General features: G+C 42.6%; 21 protein-coding genes and 1 pseudogene. 4 read left to right on the forward strand and 18 right to left on the reverse strand.

Features of this window, described 5'->3' with window-relative positions:
- Positions 1–55 precede the first annotated feature (55 nt).
- Entirely contained in the window at positions 56–181 is a 126-nt protein-coding gene (locus tag ES896_RS19985; protein WP_008346797.1) for a YuiA family protein, read from the reverse strand.
- A 135-nt stretch (positions 182–316) separates the two neighbouring features.
- Positions 317–1,534: an NAD(P)/FAD-dependent oxidoreductase gene (locus ES896_RS00715; protein ID WP_162149727.1), complete on the reverse strand. Its 1,218-nt coding sequence runs from the start codon at positions 1,532–1,534 to the stop codon at positions 317–319.
- 389 nt (positions 1,535–1,923) lie between these two features.
- Here ES896_RS00715 and yumC point away from each other — a divergent pair, with 389 nt between their 5' ends.
- A complete protein-coding gene (gene yumC, locus ES896_RS00720; protein ID WP_135226223.1) occupies positions 1,924–2,922 on the forward strand; it encodes a ferredoxin--NADP reductase 2 in 999 nt (332 codons plus the stop codon).
- Positions 2,923–2,968: 46 nt separating this feature from the next.
- Here yumC and ES896_RS00725 read toward each other — a convergent pair whose 3' ends face one another.
- Positions 2,969–3,175: a hypothetical protein gene (locus tag ES896_RS00725; RefSeq protein ID WP_008346803.1), complete on the reverse strand. Its 207-nt coding sequence runs from the start codon at positions 3,173–3,175 to the stop codon at positions 2,969–2,971.
- A gap of 202 nt (positions 3,176–3,377) precedes the next feature.
- Here ES896_RS00725 and ES896_RS00730 point away from each other — a divergent pair, with 202 nt between their 5' ends.
- Positions 3,378–3,794: a hypothetical protein gene (locus tag ES896_RS00730; RefSeq protein WP_135226224.1), complete on the forward strand. Its 417-nt coding sequence runs from the start codon at positions 3,378–3,380 to the stop codon at positions 3,792–3,794.
- 117 nt (positions 3,795–3,911) lie between these two features.
- On the opposite strand, the pseudogene ES896_RS00735 reads toward ES896_RS00730, so the two are convergent.
- The 14 genes and pseudogenes from ES896_RS00735 to ES896_RS00800 all read right to left on the reverse strand — a co-directional run.
- A pseudogene (locus ES896_RS00735) lies at positions 3,912–4,010 on the reverse strand (iron-sulfur cluster assembly accessory protein); the annotation flags it as partial.
- Positions 4,011–4,591: 581 nt separating this feature from the next.
- Positions 4,592–7,378: a phage tail tape measure protein gene (locus ES896_RS00740; RefSeq protein WP_135226225.1), complete on the reverse strand. Its 2,787-nt coding sequence runs from the start codon at positions 7,376–7,378 to the stop codon at positions 4,592–4,594.
- Positions 7,375–7,602, reverse strand: coding sequence for a hypothetical protein (locus ES896_RS00745; protein ID WP_135226226.1), 228 nt, complete (start codon positions 7,600–7,602; stop codon positions 7,375–7,377). The genes ES896_RS00740 and ES896_RS00745 overlap by 4 nt, the downstream gene beginning before the upstream one ends.
- 59 nt (positions 7,603–7,661) lie before the next feature.
- Positions 7,662–8,372 carry a hypothetical protein gene (locus ES896_RS00750; RefSeq protein WP_135226227.1) on the reverse strand — a complete coding sequence of 237 codons (711 nt, stop codon included), beginning with the start codon at positions 8,370–8,372 and terminating at the stop codon, positions 7,662–7,664.
- Between the two features lie 24 nt (positions 8,373–8,396).
- Positions 8,397–8,726: a hypothetical protein gene (locus ES896_RS00755; protein ID WP_135226228.1), complete on the reverse strand. Its 330-nt coding sequence runs from the start codon at positions 8,724–8,726 to the stop codon at positions 8,397–8,399.
- Between the two features lie 252 nt (positions 8,727–8,978).
- The gene (locus ES896_RS00760) at positions 8,979–9,257 is read right to left on the reverse strand and encodes a helix-turn-helix domain-containing protein (protein ID WP_135226229.1); all 279 of its coding nucleotides are present in this window, start codon (positions 9,255–9,257) and stop codon (positions 8,979–8,981) included.
- 378 nt (positions 9,258–9,635) lie between these two features.
- A complete protein-coding gene (locus ES896_RS00765; protein WP_240688356.1) occupies positions 9,636–10,079 on the reverse strand; it encodes a hypothetical protein in 444 nt (147 codons plus the stop codon).
- A gap of 35 nt (positions 10,080–10,114) precedes the next feature.
- Positions 10,115–10,309 carry a hypothetical protein gene (locus ES896_RS00770; RefSeq protein WP_135226231.1) on the reverse strand — a complete coding sequence of 65 codons (195 nt, stop codon included), beginning with the start codon at positions 10,307–10,309 and terminating at the stop codon, positions 10,115–10,117.
- A gap of 391 nt (positions 10,310–10,700) precedes the next feature.
- Positions 10,701–11,075 (reverse strand): sigma factor-like helix-turn-helix DNA-binding protein, encoded by a 375-nt coding sequence (locus ES896_RS00775; protein WP_135226232.1) that lies wholly within the window; start codon positions 11,073–11,075, stop codon positions 10,701–10,703.
- A gap of 9 nt (positions 11,076–11,084) precedes the next feature.
- On the reverse strand, positions 11,085–11,315 hold the full coding sequence (locus ES896_RS00780; protein ID WP_135226233.1) for a helix-turn-helix domain-containing protein: 231 nt from the start codon (positions 11,313–11,315) through the stop codon (positions 11,085–11,087).
- Positions 11,316–11,531: 216 nt separating this feature from the next.
- Positions 11,532–12,068, reverse strand: a complete 537-nt coding sequence (locus tag ES896_RS00785; protein WP_135226234.1) for a hypothetical protein — start codon at positions 12,066–12,068, stop codon at positions 11,532–11,534.
- A 24-nt stretch (positions 12,069–12,092) separates the two neighbouring features.
- Positions 12,093–12,638, reverse strand: coding sequence for a sigma-70 RNA polymerase sigma factor region 4 domain-containing protein (locus tag ES896_RS00790; RefSeq protein WP_135226235.1), 546 nt, complete (start codon positions 12,636–12,638; stop codon positions 12,093–12,095).
- A gap of 223 nt (positions 12,639–12,861) precedes the next feature.
- Positions 12,862–13,341 carry a hypothetical protein gene (locus ES896_RS00795; RefSeq protein WP_240688357.1) on the reverse strand — a complete coding sequence of 160 codons (480 nt, stop codon included), beginning with the start codon at positions 13,339–13,341 and terminating at the stop codon, positions 12,862–12,864.
- A gap of 296 nt (positions 13,342–13,637) precedes the next feature.
- Positions 13,638–14,810, reverse strand: a complete 1,173-nt coding sequence (locus tag ES896_RS00800; RefSeq protein ID WP_135226237.1) for an AimR family lysis-lysogeny pheromone receptor — start codon at positions 14,808–14,810, stop codon at positions 13,638–13,640.
- A gap of 92 nt (positions 14,811–14,902) precedes the next feature.
- Between ES896_RS00800 and ES896_RS00805 the strand changes: the two genes are divergently transcribed.
- Positions 14,903–15,130, forward strand: a complete 228-nt coding sequence (locus ES896_RS00805; protein WP_135226238.1) for a helix-turn-helix domain-containing protein — start codon at positions 14,903–14,905, stop codon at positions 15,128–15,130.
- Positions 15,131–15,330: 200 nt separating this feature from the next.
- Here ES896_RS00805 and ES896_RS00810 read toward each other — a convergent pair whose 3' ends face one another.
- Complete coding sequence (locus ES896_RS00810) at positions 15,331–15,642, reverse strand: hypothetical protein (protein WP_240688358.1); 312 nt, start codon at positions 15,640–15,642, stop codon at positions 15,331–15,333.
- Positions 15,643–16,146: 504 nt separating this feature from the next.
- Between ES896_RS00810 and ES896_RS00815 the strand changes: the two genes are divergently transcribed.
- Positions 16,147–16,395 (forward strand): helix-turn-helix domain-containing protein, encoded by a 249-nt coding sequence (locus ES896_RS00815; protein ID WP_034622470.1) that lies wholly within the window; start codon positions 16,147–16,149, stop codon positions 16,393–16,395.
- The last annotated feature ends 435 nt before the right edge of the window (positions 16,396–16,830 follow it).

Genomic DNA, 16,830 nt, shown 5'->3' on the forward strand with positions numbered 1-16,830 from the left:
CATTAGTTTAACTTGGAAATAGAGATGAAGTCAATCAATGGAAAAAGCCGTAAGATTAATGCTTCTTTCCTGTCCCTTTACATTCCTCACATGTTTCTGATCCGCCGAGCAATAACTGAAAATATCCTTTTCCTGAACAATACTGACAAGTTGACTTTTTTTCTTTCGTTTGTGCATTCATATTGCTCACTCCTTAATCTAAATTTTCTGATAATTCATCATAACATATTTTTCTGTCCAGTACCAAGTGAGAAAATATTCCGTCAAACATGAAAAAACGTGTACCACAGGGATACACGTTTTTGTCTATATCGGTTTAGAAGAACTTGAATTTTCCTTTTTTCAGAACAAGTCCTGGTCCGCCAACCATGAATAATGAACGGTTGTCGATGATTTTTTTCATTGCAGAAGCTTTTGTTCCTTGAAGTTTTTTACCAAACGCAACACCTACAGCGTCGTGTTCACCAAGAGAAGCAACTGTTCCTTTGATGTCTGGCTTAAAGCTTTCAAGCGTGCCACCTTTTACTAGTGCTGCAAGGTTTTTCGCTACTGTTTCACCTTGCTGCATCGCAATTTGTGCAGTAGGTGGGTATGGACGATTAATTTCTTCATTGATGATTAATGAGCAGTCACCGATGATGAATACATCTTCATTTTCTGGTACACGAAGATCTGGAGACACTTTTACGCGGCCGCGCATGTTTTCAAATCCAGCTTCTTCAACGATTGGGTTACCACGTACACCAGCAGCCCATACAACAGTTTCAGCTTTGATTTCTTCTGTATCATCGTCTTTTCCAACAATGATGCCCTCAGGCGTACATTCTTTGATCGCTGTACCGATTTTGAACTCAACACCTTTACCTTGAAGGTAGTTCATCGCATAGTCGATCAATTCAGGATCAAATCCTGGAAGAGCTGTTGGTGCAGCTTCTACACAGATAATACGCACGTCTTTTTGATCAATATCATACTCTTTGCAAAGCTCAGGTACACGGTTTCCAAGCTCACCAAGGAACTCAATACCTGTGAAGCCTGCACCGCCGACAACGATAGTTAGACGCTCTGGGCGCTTTTCAGCATCTGTATTATAAGTCGCAAATTGAAGCTCAATATGCTCACGAAGCTGACGAGCAGAGTTGATGTTAGAGATTGAGAATGCATATTCTTTCAGTCCTGCAATACCAAATGTTTCAGGAACAGCACCAAGCGCAACAACAAGGTAGTCATAAGAAAGTTCGCCATCTGATGTCACAACTTTCTTCTCTTCCTTATTAATGCTTTCAACTGTTGCTTGTACAAAGTTGACACGGGAACTGTTAATCACATCTTTGATTTGATAACGACAACGGTCATGATGAAGAGTACCTGCACTTGCTTCATGTAACCATGTTGTTTCGTAATGATAATTGTGCTTGTTCACAAGAGTAATGTCCGCATCATTTGTGCCAAGCTGTTTTGTTAATCTTGTTACAGTCATTAATCCGCCATAACCTGCACCTAATACAACGATTTTCGGTTTATTCACTGGAATCACATCCACCTTTTTTAAATTTGCTGTAAAACGGATAAAGAATTACATATCGTTATTCTCAACCGCTTTGCGGCATTTTATGAAATTTAAACAAAAAATAAGTATGTGAAAATCTGAACTTTCACCTACAAAAAACGAAAGCATTTGACCGTATCCGACAAAAATTCATAAAAAATTAATATTTAGTTCCCTTAACAATAATAGCGAGTTCTGCTCCTTTTTTCAAGGCTTTAAACTGAAAATCCTTAGGATAAACGGTCTTTCTCTCTTTTTTCCCCTTTTCACAGCATCGGCATCAAAAAACGACAAGTTTTTCAAAACAAGTCAAACGACGATATGTGGTATGATATGATATAGTGATAACAATTTTCATTTGGGAGGATTAAGGAATGCAAGAAGATTCTAAGGTATATGACATTACCGTTATCGGGGGCGGCCCAGTCGGATTGTTTACTGCGTTTTACGGAGGCATGAGACAGGCAAGTGTGAAAATCATTGAAAGCCTTCCTCAGCTCGGCGGTCAACTATCCGCTCTTTACCCTGAAAAATACATTTATGATGTGGCTGGTTTCCCAAAAATCCGCGCACAAGAATTAATTGATAATCTAAAGGAACAAATGGATAAATTTGATCAAACCGTTTGCTTAGAGCAAGCTGTGGAAACGGTTGAAAAACAAGCAGACGGTATCTTCAAACTCGTTACGAATCAAGAAGTTCATTATTCAAAAACGATCATCATTACAGCTGGTAACGGTGCATTCCAACCGAGAAAGCTTGAGCTAGATACTGCAGAATCATTTGAAGGAAGCAACCTGCATTACTTCATCAATGACTTGAACCAATTCGCTGGCAGACGTGTTGCTGTTCTTGGCGGCGGAGACTCTGCGGTCGACTGGGCACTGATGCTTGAGCCAATCGCAAAAGAAGTATCGATTATTCACCGTCGTGATAAATTCCGTGCACATGAGCATAGTGTAGAAAACTTGCACAACTCGAAAGTCAATGTACTGACACCGTTTGTGCCAACTGAGCTCATTGGGGAAGACCGCATTGAACAAATTGTGCTTGAAGAAGTGAAAGGCGATAAAAAACAAGTACTAGATGTGGACGACGTGATCGTCAACTTCGGTTTTGTTTCCTCCCTTGGACCAATCAAACAATGGGGCCTTGAAATCGAAAAGAACTCTATCGTGGTCAAATCCACGATGGAAACAAACATCGAAGGCTTCTATGCGGCAGGAGACATCTGTACGTATGAAGGAAAAGTCAAATTAATCGCAAGCGGATTTGGTGAAGCACCAACTGCTGTGAACAACGCGAAAGCTTACATGGACCCGAAAGCTCGTGTACAGCCGCTTCATTCCACAAGCTTATTTGAAAATAAATAAGAACGGATCAAAAAAAGGAGTTCCATCTGCGGAACTCCTTTTTTGTTTATTTAAAAATCCCAATATAGGCATTCGCCATTCCAAGTACCATTGCAGCAAGTAACACCACAACAATTCCTGCCACAACCAAAATCACCCGATCCTTCACGCGTTCCTTTTTCGGAAGCGGCTTGTCTATCCCGCAAGATGGACATGTTTTGGACCGATACGGAATCAGTTCATGACAGTTCCTGCAATTGATTTGTTCACTCAAACCTCAGCAACCTCTTTTCTGATGACAGTTTATGTTTGGTTCTCATGATACTCTTTTCGAGGGGAAATAGCCAGTTGTGAGGACAAGCTGTAACAAAATTGAGCGATTTACAAATTGTTTAAGAAGGAATGGAATGAATGAAGGTTTGATTGGTTCAACCGATATAAGAAGTAGAAGATTGTCATGAAGGATAGGTGGAAAGATGATAAAGCGTTTCATGATTAGTTTGAGCTTGTTACTGATGATTGGCGGCTCAGTAGAAGTGTTCGCAAAAGATTATAACAAACATTATGCTCAATTCGCTGCCGGATCGAATATGGATGTTGATCAGCTAGAACCTTTTTTAAAGCGTGTATCCACTTCGGTTTTAGATGCTGGTTTGAGTGATCAAGAAATCAAACAGATACTCACCAACGTTCAAAAAATGAATAAAAACAATGAAACAAAAAGAATGGGCATCTTTGAAGTGGTTTATCTTGGAGAACGAGCCAAGATGAAAATTGAGGTTGAAGTTCATGTGGAAGATGGCAATAAAGAAGTGGTGATCTATATGTTTAGCACCCAAGATTTGGTGGATGTCTTGGATAAAGAACTAATGAAAATAGAAGAAGCCATTTGAGAAAGAGACGCTGAATGAGTGTCTCTTTTATATTTGTCTTTCTTAATAAAACAAAAAAAGCCTTCTTGTTCATAAAGCAAACAAACAAGAAGACTCATCTTTATCCATGGTCAGATATTAACACTCTTCCGGCGTACCGGTATTCGTGGCTGTTCTGAACGAAGAACCGCATCCGCATGACGCAATCGCGTTCGGATTGTCAATCGTGAAACCGCCGGTAGGTGTTCGCTAGGTGAAAAGCGCGTCATATCAACGTTTGTACGAGTTAGTAACGATTGTTTTTGTTCGGAATGATTGTTAACGTCGCCGTATAGTAGCGATTAATCTCGTTATTATCATAATACCTAAGAACGCGGGGATAAACAAGTATTATTCGCATCTATTTTACGGCATAAAAAAAGGGCCCCGCCCAATTAAGGACGAGGCTACGTATTGAGTTACGCGTTTGTTTTACGATCTATCATTAACTGAAGTATATACGAAATCGCGATAAGCACCGCCGAATTAAATATAGGCGAAGTGATGTCCCTGACGATCTCCATTAATCGTATAGGCTTCGCTGTCTCGCCTTCCACTACGAACTGAGTAGCGTTATAATACATCGTATTTTCTATATTCGTTAATATACCTACCGCCAGCAATACCCACGCAAGAACGAATAGGACTTTCGGAAATACCTTAATCATGGAATTATCCCCCTTCTATGTATGAATTTATTATACGATGTTCTTTATATCGGCATCAACGTAAATATGTAAACGGCCACGCAATATTAGTCGCGATGGCCGTCCGTTTCTTTAGTAGCTACTTCTGTCAATTTCGTCCATTTGTCGTCTACTTACATGCGGTTCTACTAATCGCCCAACCACTTCCGAATCCATAATGACGGCGGCGCTCCCTTTTGCTTTGAGCGTGCTATCCATCGATTGTAAAAGGCGTGTTACTTCGGAAGAAGCAAACGGCGCGCCATTACCGATTCGGGCCGTATGCCCGGCGTCAACCATACGGAAAAGATTCGCTTGTTGTGCTTCTGTCAAGACCATCTCGTTGCGGAGCGCGCGGATATCAACTTCTCGGCTCATTGGATTGCCGAATTTGGATGCCATACCGCCTGAGTGTAGCTTGCCGGCCGGTTTACCTACGATGCCTCCGACGTGATACGTACCTTCGTTTCCGCGCCCACGGCTGACAGCTCGTTCCGTTTTACGTGTGACATCGTTAGTAAATATCGTGATGTATTTACTCAAGTCTTTGCCGAGTGCGTTATTCATTTTCTCCGCTTGGCTAGTGATATCGATAACTTTATTCTTCGTCTGATCTAACTGCGATAGTTCTTTTTCGATGGCTGCGAGTGATTCTCGATATTCAGCCGTCTTTTTATCCGCTTCAGTGGTGTTATTTACGAGATTAGCGCGCGCATCTTTCAATTTCATAATCTCTTTATCAAGAACGGCGACGCCTTGACCTTTCTTGGCGTTGAGACCGACTTGCTGAAGCGCTAGATCGACCTGCTTTTGCTTTACCTGATCCAATTTTCCGAGTTCCTTTTGCGTTTCTCCGAGACTTTTGTTCTTCGCCTGTATCTGCTTCAATATCTCGGCATATTGATCTTGTTTCTTCTTCAGATTGAACTTTTCAAGTTCCACCTCATGCTGTGCCATCGAGATTTTTCCGGCATTACCTTCTTTCTCTGCACTCTGAAGTTCCATTTCTTTTTGAAGAATGAGGCTTTTTTGTTTAGCTAGGTCGTCTTCTAAGTCGTTTCTTTCACGTTTAAGTTTATTTATACCGGTTTGTAGCTCCGTAACCTTCGCCAAGTTTTGGTCCTCGTTTCGTTCAGCGATTGTTGCTTGTTTCTCTAGTTCTATGCTTAGTTCTTCATATTTCTCCTTACTGTACGCCTTCATCGCCTCGGTGTTCTTCGCAATCGCATTACCTTGAGCTGAGAAAGCCGCTTCCGTTTCCGGAGACTTCTTGATGATCTGATCGTTCAACTGTAAGAAACGATCAAACTCCTCATTCGTTAGGCCTGAACTTTTGCGGAGGCCGTCTTGCTCGGCGTTTAGCTTTTTAATCGCAGCCGAATCTTTTTCGTTAGCCAGCGCGTCCTTGTTATCTAAATAACGCAATAGTTCGTCGTTCGTCAGCTTCATCTTCGCCTGCAAACCGTCGTATTCTTTGATCATCTTGTTGATTCCGTCAACTTCCTTTTGTTTCGCGTTTGCCGCTTCGAGACTGACGGTGTTTAGCGCTTTATAGCCCGCGCTGACTCCGACTAATAAGCCGCCAAGTACCGAAAGGCCCGTTATAATCCAACCCGCCGGACCCATCGCTGCGAATAAGCCCCGCAATGCAAAGCCGAGTTTGACTACCGAAGCAGCCGTAAGTGCGATTGCCACTGACGTACCCGCCATTGCAAGACCCGTTGCAGTTACGCTCGGATTAATCTGACTGAACAAGCCGACTAGCTTCGTTCCTTGATCGACAATCGACCGTATATGAGGTAAAAATTCGTTTCCGAGCTTAATTCCGACGCCTTCGAGTGCCGACGTGAACTCCTCGAATGAGCCTTTAAGGTTATCCATCTGCGTCTTAGCCACACGATCAGCCGTTCCGCCCGACTCTTCTAGCGACTTCGTATACGACTTTAACGTTCCTTCACCTGCGGATAGTAACGCCGCAAATCCGGACGCAGCTTCTGTTCCCACTAATGATGCGACTGCCGCCGTCTTTTGCGCTTTCCCTAGATGACCTAGCTTCTCGTTTAGATGCCCGATAATTTCTGGTATCGGCTTCATCTTTCCGTCGGCTTGTTCTACTTCGATTCCATACGCATGCATCGCTTTGGCTGCGCGCCCTACTGGGTTAGCGAGTCGCAATAGGCCCGCTCGTAATGCCGTACCAGCCATCGATCCTTGAATACCGGCATCTGACATTTTCGCAACGGCAGCCGCGGTTTCCTCGAACGTGAAGCCGAGCGACGTCGCAACCGGTGCTACGAATTTCATGGCGTCGCCGAGCTGTAAGAGATCCGTGTTTGCGCTCGTCATCGTTTTAACTAACACGTCAACTGCGTACGTTGAATCTTCAGATGCGATTCCGAAGCCTGTCATGATATTCGATACGATGTCGGCGGATGTGCCCATGTCAACGGAAGCCGCTGCCGCCATGTTTAGGACGGCCGGTAGCGAGCCGATCTGATCTTTAACGCTGAAGCCCGCCATCGCAAGGTACTGAAGTCCTTGCGCCGCTTCAGTCGCCGTATATTTCGTCGATTCGCCGAGTTTCATCGCAATGTTCTGAAGGTCTTGGAAGTCCTGTCCGGTAGCGCCCGAAATCGACTGAACCTTCGACATTGCTTGCTCGAAGTCGGCTGCGGTCTTGACCGATACGCCGATGCCTGCGACTACTGCGCCGCCCACCGCTAGGGCTGCCGTTTGGATAAGTCCCATCTGTGTACTTAACGACTTGGCTGAATTGCCCATCTGTTGCATCTGCGCCTGGGCTTGCGCTACGCCTGCCGTGAATTGCGATGATTCAAGTTCTAAACGCGCTACGATTTCACCTACTGAAACCGCACTCATGACTCATCGCCTCTAGCTTTCTTTGCCCCTTCGAATAGTATTTCGAGGCCCTTTTGATCGAACTTATTTAATTCGTCTAAAGCGTCATTTATTGCGATAGCCTGCTCCTCGCTGAGTTCAAAATCCCCTTTAATCGCTTCATTCATAGCCCATAAAAAAACACCGACCGCTCTGCCGGTTGCTTCGGCTTCTTGGTCAGTGACGGTTAGTTTTAATTCACTCATTTAATGCGCACCCTCTCTTTATAGAAATAAAAAAGGACGCCCAAAGGCGCCCGCGAAGTCTATTCGGTATATTTAGTTAAGTACTCATCAGGACTATTTACAAAATCAGCAGCATGATGGCCGATTATGTTCGAAAGTGTACTATGATGCATTCCGCCTTTTAATAAAAGATCACTCTGTCTTGCTGACTCTACGCTTTCCTTAATCTCTAAGGCCTTCTTTTGTTCCTCTGTCATTGCTTTAGAATTAATATTTTTGAGAATGGAGTGTAGTTGTTCCTTGCCTACCCCTAAACCCACTAAAGAATTAGACAGTGACGAAAATTCGTTTCTGATTTCCCTCGCAAAGCTGGGATGATCAATCGCTTCAACAAAGTCTTTAAAATTCCTTAAAGCTACTGTTTGGTTTGGTGATAAACCTATTTCTGCTTTGAGCTGTTCAAATTTATGCTTAAACATTAGACTATCGTGTTCGCTAGGTTGTTCAATTGTCCCGACGATGATAGATTCGGCATCTCTCACGATTTTATCTTGCACTTTCTTTATGCCAGCTTTTACTTGGCTGAACTCTTTCATAAGTTCTCGCGCGAGAAGATTTTGTGTTTCTTCTATTTTTGCTCCCCTGCCAGCTTCGCTTAGAAAGGGATCTGCATATATGCGACGTCTTTCTTCCTGAAACATGCCCGCTGCTTGGGTACTAAGTGTTTTCGGTTTGTTCATCAATTCGCGCATTTCTCCAAGGTCCTGAATCATTTTCTCTAATTTTGGCATATGTTGTTCCTCCTATTGTTACCGCTATTCTGCGGTTGTTAATTTTTCGATCATATCTTCAGCGTTTTTCATTTCCGGCAAGACGTACACTTCGTTAGCTCCTAAAAGGTGGGCGCTAGACACCGCGTTTTTAAGCAGCGCAAGTAAATCACGTTCACAATTAGTAGAACTAACGTAAATTTCGCCGTTGTTATTTGTAACTGCGAAGGCACCGCGGTCAGTATCTAAGTTAATACGCGCAGCGCCGTCTTTAAAAAGATCGGTTAGTCTGCCGTTTGCAGTTTCGCGAACATAATAAGACTCTGCGGCGCCGTAATCGCCGTAAAATTCGGTTACTTTTGAAACGCAGTACATCCGATCACCCCTTCGCATATATCAATTCTCCGCTCACATCTGCATAACGACATGTCATGACGGCGCGGGAAATCCGCATGTCTTTCGATCCTTCTGTTTCTCGATACATAATTTCGCCGGTCTCGGAATCTACGAGTAACACCTCGTCACTTTTAACGAAAACTATTACGATGATCGCCTCCTTTAAAATCAAACGAAATTAGCGATTTAAACACCCTTGAACCCTATTGATTGCCGATATTGTTTAGACGGTTAATTTTGCGTAGTTTTTAGGGCTAAATCGTCGGGTTTGATTTCCGCAACGTCTTCTTTTCTTTCGGTTCTGTCATAAAACTCTAGTAAAGACTTTATGGTTGTTTCTGTCAGTTTTAAATCGTTTAAAATACATTCTGAAAAACCTTCGCTTAACTCTTGTTCGCCTGACTCGATTCTCGAAACTGTGGCCAGTGATGTGCGGGTAATTTTCGCGACGTCCTCCTGTGTTAAACGATAGAGCTTGCGGATTTTAAAAAGTGATTTTCTATCAAGCATATTTGTCTCCTCCGTTATTGAAAATTTTTTTACATGAAAAACAAAAAAAGCATCAAACATATTTCGTTCGACACTTAACCCCTCTATATATATACTTTTTTACTGCGGTTAGATTAATAGTTGTCAGCAGACTTCTTACGTCCCTCTTCTATTTTGTAAGTAACTCACGGGTGATTAACAGCTTCGTTTGTTCTTGTTTATCTTTAAAGATTTCACGCAATCAAGGAACTAAGAAGAACCTATTATCTCGAAGCATATGAGCGCAGCGAATAGGTTCGTAATGTTTTGTTCTTTATTATTACGTTTGTTATTGTTGAGTTCGTTATTATTACATTCACTCATGGGTGACTTACGTTAATCACTGACGAGTGAATTACGTTAATCACTGACGGACGGTTTACTGTATAACTCTCGAAGATTCGCCCGCATTTCATCCGGCGTCAAGGTGCTGTAGTATTGCGGATAATATAACTTGTTCTTCTTCCGTCCTGCGTAATTGTATGCAGTTTCGAGAAGACCAACCGCTTCTAAGACTTTCGATAAATGGTTGATGCGATTTCGCCCGATCATTAAGTCGGAGGCTATTGTATCAACGGAAGTGAACGCGGCCATATACCAATTGTTATCTGTCTGACCGTTCGTATACGCTAATAAGTACGAATATAATGCGCCTATGTCTACGTTCCTCTTATCGAACTCACGTGCGATAGGTACGATAGTTCTCCATAAGTCATGGATCACCGGCGCGCTTCCTGTAAGGTCGTTTCCTTTTTTAAGTACGTACGCTTTTTTCTGTTCGGCTCTGCCTGCGGTTTCGTTCAATATGATCGCCCTCTCTCATTCAATAAGGCGCCCTATTAGAGCGCTTTTTCTTTCGACGCAGCCTTACGTGCATCATACTCGGCAAGTAATTCCGTCAACCTTTCATCGCGATTAAACACCCACATACGATTCTTCGTCCGGCGGTGTCTCGTTACATAGTCGTATCTGATCGCGTTGGCTTTAAGGAAATACATCAGTGTCGTTGAGTAACAGAAAAATTTATCGTTCATTATCGATTCCCCCCCCCATCGATCGCGCATGACGTAAAGGCCTCGAATAACTTGGTGTTTAAGGCTATCGCTTTCTTGATTGTATCCTTTAAACCAAGCGAGCATTCGAGCGCGTAACGCAAGTAAAAATCACTCTCTCATACTACATAGATAACTAAAGCCCTAAAATGTGTATAGTTACTACTACTTTCTATAACGTAAGACAGCATATACAGCAATTTCGTGTATACCTCCCCTACATAATATAGGATACATTTCGTGCATTTTTGTGTATATCGATTTAAGAAGGCGGCGATTAAGCCGCCAAGTTGATCACGTCCAATAAGTGTGTCTAGGGTGTTCCATTAGCGTATAGACTGTAAATGGTCGTAGGGCAGTAATTTATATTTTTTTAGATTGAATATCCGCCAATTCGGTCTAATTTCGACCAATGATCGTACACCTTCGTTATCTTCTTTTCAGCCGCTAGTAAGTGTCGAGAGACTACGGACCTCTCGATCCCCAACTTCGCCCCAATCTCCCGCTGTTTGTACCCGTATACGTAGTGAAACTGAAGTACATCGAGTTGTTTATCGGTGAGCTTCGCAAGTCTTATCGCCTCCTTTAAGTCGATGATCAGATCGGATGCAGCTTCATCACCGGTATACCTACGAGTCTCCAAGCGTAAGAAGTCATCTAATATACTCCGAACGCCTTCTAAGTCGTCTAGTTTGTGTGCAAAATCATACTTCAAATGCTGATCAGGTTTGTTTGACGCCGCTCCCACTGCATCGCCTCATTTCGCTAGTGATTTCGCCTTCTCGTACTTATCGAGAAACGCAATCAATTCTTCGTCGAAGTCCACGTTACGTATGACCGCGTGCTGCGTTTTCTTAGTAATACGTCTATCTCCGCCTTCAATAGCCGCGACGGACGATTTACTAATACCGAGAAACGCCCCATATTCTGCTTGCGTCATGCCCTTCGCCATTCTTATAAGTCCAAATATTTCTGATGAGATAACCACCGAAATGACCTCCTTTTTTCTTTTAGTTACCGAAATTCCACAACAAGTCCGCACGGAACCTCGGCAACTTTTTCGCTTTCATAAGTACAGTCGCATGTGATCGATCAAAATCGGGACATTGTTTTTGAAAAACATGAAATTAAACCGTTCAGGCCTTCCGAGTATATTAAGCCCCGCACGCTCCCAAAACGTCTAATTTCGTGCGATTTCACAGCTTTAAAGATACGGAACGAAGGCGCGTTCCAATTCGATCAGTTCGCGATGTAACTTGCTCCTTTCTTTATGACGCTTGCTATTCTCGAAGCAAAGGTCGGACAACTTCTTCGCGTATTCAACCAAAACTTCGGCATCCTTCTCGCCGATCTGCGCACGTTTAGTGAAGGCGATTTCAAGACTCGTTTGCGCGAAAGTTACTTCGACGTCCATCCACTGGCTGTACCGGCGCTCATAGTCCTCTTTCAGTCCGCGAAGAATAGTCGATCTCACTAATTCGCACGCGCTCCGGTTGCTCCCAGGTAGCTTTCCGATCTCGTAAACGCCGATGATTGCGCCATTTGTTGCGATGATAAGACGCGTATTAGTCGGATAGTGGTCGTATACTGCTTCAGATCCGTTCGTCGAATCAAACGTATATACTTTGACGGCTTGGTGCGCGCGTCCGATTAGTTCGTTAGCTGCGCTCTCTTTCGATAGTCCAAAAATGCGGGTTGCCTCTGCGATTGTTTTATTAGTTACATGAAAAATTTTTTTCATAATTAGTACCTCCGGTTCGCTTAGTTATGCAAGCAATAGCTCGCGATTTTTAGTTGTATCTAGTCTTTTGAGAATGCGTGTTACACTCCATCTATTTACGCCTGTCAGTCTGCTTATTTCCGCGTATGACGGCTTGTCGAGCTGCAAAAACGTTTCAACTATCTTCAAGGTTATTTCGTCTTCTATCCTGCCTTTAAAAATTCGCATGGTATCAGATTCAATAAAGGCTTCTTCTGTCGCCATGCCTGCGGTTTTATCCGCTCCTACATCTTGCGGGTCGGCGATAGTTTCTTTATCGCGGCGTGCCGATTGATTCCTGTATACGTTCGCGCGCGCCCTTTTCATGCTGAATTTGTACAAGTGTTCAAACGGACGGACTCCATCCCATTTTTCAACGCACTTCATCAATATGTCTTCGTATAACGCAATCACGTCAGCTTCATTTGAATTGATAGATCGAGCAATTGTGGAAAATTTTTTTCTTTGTTTGTCGACAAGTTGCCGGTATATCTCATTAAATACAAGCTCGTTTTTGGTTTCGCGATATTCGATAACAAGTGCATCAATCATTCGAACTGCCTCGTTCTTCCTTTACGATTGACCAATACATACCCCCGATTATTACCGCTGCTATGCTCCCGACAAAACTTCCGTACATTGCAAAGTCTGATATGATTTCGTTCATGTGATGCCCTCCCGTATTTGCACACGAGATCGTTCGTACTTTGTTCGCTTGTTAACCGTATTGAAAACGGTTATCATAAACATGACGAAGCCCTCGCGGTTTAGTTGATTAGGACGCCAGTTCCCGCTGGCATTTTAATCGGAAACGTTGGATGTACTTTCGATTACCTTCGATATTGCCACCAAAGTGCTGCGCTAACAGCATGGCGATTTCGGTGTTATTCGTACATCCCCGTGACCAGTTCTTTAATATCATTTCTTTACGAAGATCGCCTTGCGCTAACAGGGCGGTCTTTTCCTTTAATATAACTTCGCCTTCAACGTCCGCTAAAACGTCTTTCGGCTCCCACGAGACATTGCCGACGTCTCGCATTCCTTCTATAGATAAAGCCGCTGCTCGTTTCGTTTGTTTCAGATACGTAATACTTTCACGTTTGATAATTCGCTGTATCAGCGCCCTTTTGTCGCGCCCGTTTTCCCTATACCGGTCTAGCCAGTAACCAACCGATAGTAATGTGCGTTGTTCAAACGATGTTTGATCGGGTACGCTTCCCGCGATTCTTTCAGATTCATGATGTATATACGGCATTGCGCCGGATTCCATCGCCAACGTTAGTAGATACGCCTTTCTTTCATCCACTTCCTCGCCTCCGAATTAGTAATGTTTTCTTCTGTAAGTAAATAGTAGCACGGGAACCGCGAAAGATTCTGAAAACTACACAAACATAGAAAAAAGAATTTTTATGTAATTAATGAAAATTATTGAAATAAAAAAAGCCGCTAGAATTACTCTAGCGCCCTCACTATTACCGGCATTAACCGCCCGGTTTTACTTCTGCTGTACTGATCCCTTTATCGTTGTTGAAAGCGGATTGAGTACCTCCATTAAGCACCAACCCCATCGATGCAACTCCAATAACTAAAGCTGTTAGCATAATTTTTTTCAAAATCAATCTCCCCTTTTTTAATGTAGTTTATTGATTTAAGCGCATTTATTTGTCGCTGATCGACCCCAAAAGCTGCTAAATCTTCCACAATCAGACCCGCAAACAAGAAGTTCGCGCTTTCTATGAAGTGAGAAAACCCTTCATATATAGCTTCTAAATCATTCTTTAACCTGAAACTAAAGTATCTCGCAAAATCCGAGCTCTCTTTCAGACGCATTGAGTTGACTAGATCACTTACATCTTTAAGTACACCTTCCTCACGAATTGTGAAGTACGTTTCCGCCAATGCAAGGTTATTCTCAGCCTCCTTTACCAATCTCGCCTCTCCTACAGTCTCCATGAGTTTTAGACTTATTGCAAGATTTTTTAGGCATTCGTCTTTGTCGTCTAGTAAATAAGACATGCCTATATAGTAATATGCGTCAGACATTGTTTTTGAACTAATTTTTGAATTAATAATTACTTTGCAAAATTTCCGAGCCTCTGCATAATGAGAAAAGTATAAGTTAACAGGCATCATAATCTCTGAAAGCCGGTATAAATAACACTCTTTAAAAAAATGCTTTCTGTCGTTATTAAGACCTTCAATACATTCGAATATCTTTAAGGATTCACTAGAAATAGTCGTAAAATCTTTTTCGAAATATAGCTGATAACACTTGAATATGTTGACAAGGATTTTCAAGTCCTTATCCTTACCGAGCTTTATCGCGTGTAAAGAAGGAAACAGATCATTGAAATCGATTTCGTCGTTCATATAATCTAATATAACGCCATATACGCCGCTATACGCTTCAAGATAACTGTCACCATCTGCGCCTTCAAGTAAATTTTTAAGTAAGTCTGTATCCCGTTTAATTGCTGCGTATTCGAACGCATGTTTAATAGCTTCAGTTGACGGAAGTAGCAAGCACCATTCCCGCATCTTATCGTGATAGTCTTTTCCATAAAGTAATTGCGCCAATTTTAGCAACGATCGGAACCCGATAGAGCCACTCTTTTTAAAGTTGTAAAGCGAATTAACATGAATTTCAAGAATCGAAGCTGCCGTCTCTAAACTTAAATCACGATCTTCCATTGTATTAAACACATCATCGCGAATACTTAACAAATGAATCCCCCTCTTTTTGGAATCTCTCTTTTATATTTGGTCTTTTATAAGGTATAATTTGAACCGTATAGCCCGATATAAGCTATGCGGAGGTGTTTGTTACGGTTAAGTATCGTCGAGGTAGATGTTTACTTAGCGACCGACTCCGTGAGCGTGGCTATACTCAAACGCAACTAGCCGATAGAACTGGTTACGATAAGTCCATCATTTCGAAGTACATCAACGGTACGCGTGGCATGAATTTCGATACCGCGAAAACCATAGCCGCCGCGATTAATTGCACCATTGACGACCTTTACGAATGGATTGAGTATGATTAGATGTCGGTCGCTGGCGGGTCAGACACACCCGTCACCCGAAAGTTGTACAAACGTACAACAATTTTGACGATATTCCCGTCACAAAGGGAACCTCCGTTCTATTTTGTTCTCTATAATACACTAATCACATCGCCATTATCGTCGTTATTTGTCGAATAAATCTAAATATTTATGTGTAATTTATGGCAAGGCTTCCGTATTCAGTGAGAAACCATGCGGCGCGATGCCATGATCATAAAATCGACAACCGACATTCGCGCGATTTCCTCTATAGAACGACCTGCGATCGCTTCGTTTTCGTCGTCGATTCGGAACAATACTTCGTCTCGGTCGCCGATCTCCCAGGCGCCAGGAACGCCCGCCATCTTATAAAGCGCAAGCCCGTTGCCTTCTTCGTACCCTATCGCGTAACCATCTCCTAAATGCACTAAATCTTTTTCTTTACGAAAGTGGACGCCCTTTCCGTAAAAGTCGTAAAAGACAAGTTCAGCCTTGATCGATTCTTTTTTCATTTTCATTTCCTCCTTTTAATCACCTTCATAATAAGTAGTGAAGCGTATAGTGATGTAGTTGCAATAATTATTTGATCAAGCGTAGATAATTTTCTGAAGGTCATCGATGCGATTAAAAAGCCGAGCGTTAGAAGTATCAAGTAATCAATAGTATAGAGTCTCTTCATGTGTGGTATAATTGATTGAACCGGGGCTTAGCGCCCCGTCCGTTTACTTGCGACGTTTCTTCTTGGAGGGAGACCGTCGCTTTTTCTTTTTTCTCATTGCGATTAGCTCTAATGAAATTTTGATAATGCCGAGCCATGCGCCTATGAGTACAGATATTTTTGTTGCTAGTTCAATCAATTATTTTTTTTCACTCCCTTCTTGCCATACTTTTTGTATGACTTTCTATACTTAGTATAACTTCTTATACATTATTAGTCAACAAATCATACAAAATATTTTTAAAAATGGACAAAATGTATTATTTGTTATACATTATAGATGAAGGAAGGTGTTAATATGACTAGACGTCAAAAGGAAATTAGGTTAAAACCATCGTACAAGCCGTTAGAGCACATGCTTATTAGGAAGGATAAAAAGAAAACGGACCTTCGTAATGAGTTAGGACTCTCGCCTAATACAGTCGCTAAAATCTCCGCAGGCGAATTTGTTGCTATGACCGTTATCGCGCAGCTTTGCGATTATCTTGATTGCCGCATCGAAGACATAGTCGAATTTGTTCCGAACGATACCGATGATCAGTCGTAATGGCTGGTCTTTTTTATTGCGAAATTGAACGAAATTAGCCGTTTTGATGACTACGTGTATATTTCGTTCCAACGAGCAGCCAGCGAGGCAAAACGTAGGAAAATGCGTGCTAAATTAGAGGCATTCGAGGCGTTTCTTGAAGCGGATTGATCGTCGCACCGTGCGACCAACATTCGAAACGTTGACCGTCTATAAAATCCGGTGTATAATCGCATTGATTACATTCCGGATTCGTGTCCGAAATAATACGGACCGTTATCCGAAATAAGTGTACGTAAGGCTTTCGTAGTGAGAATCGTAGTAAATTGTGACGACATCCGCCTAACACCCCGAGTTTAAAAAATTGTGCGCAAGTTTTGTTCGTCAGATTCCGCGGTTTTGGCCGGGGCGCTTGGGGGCGGGCGGGCGGCTCTTTCCTTCGTTTCATCGCGGAAA

This window comes from Bacillus sp. 005/A4HT-01/001 (assembly GCF_004634445.1).
Lineage (GTDB): Bacteria > Bacillota > Bacilli > Bacillales > Bacillaceae > Bacillus > Bacillus altitudinis.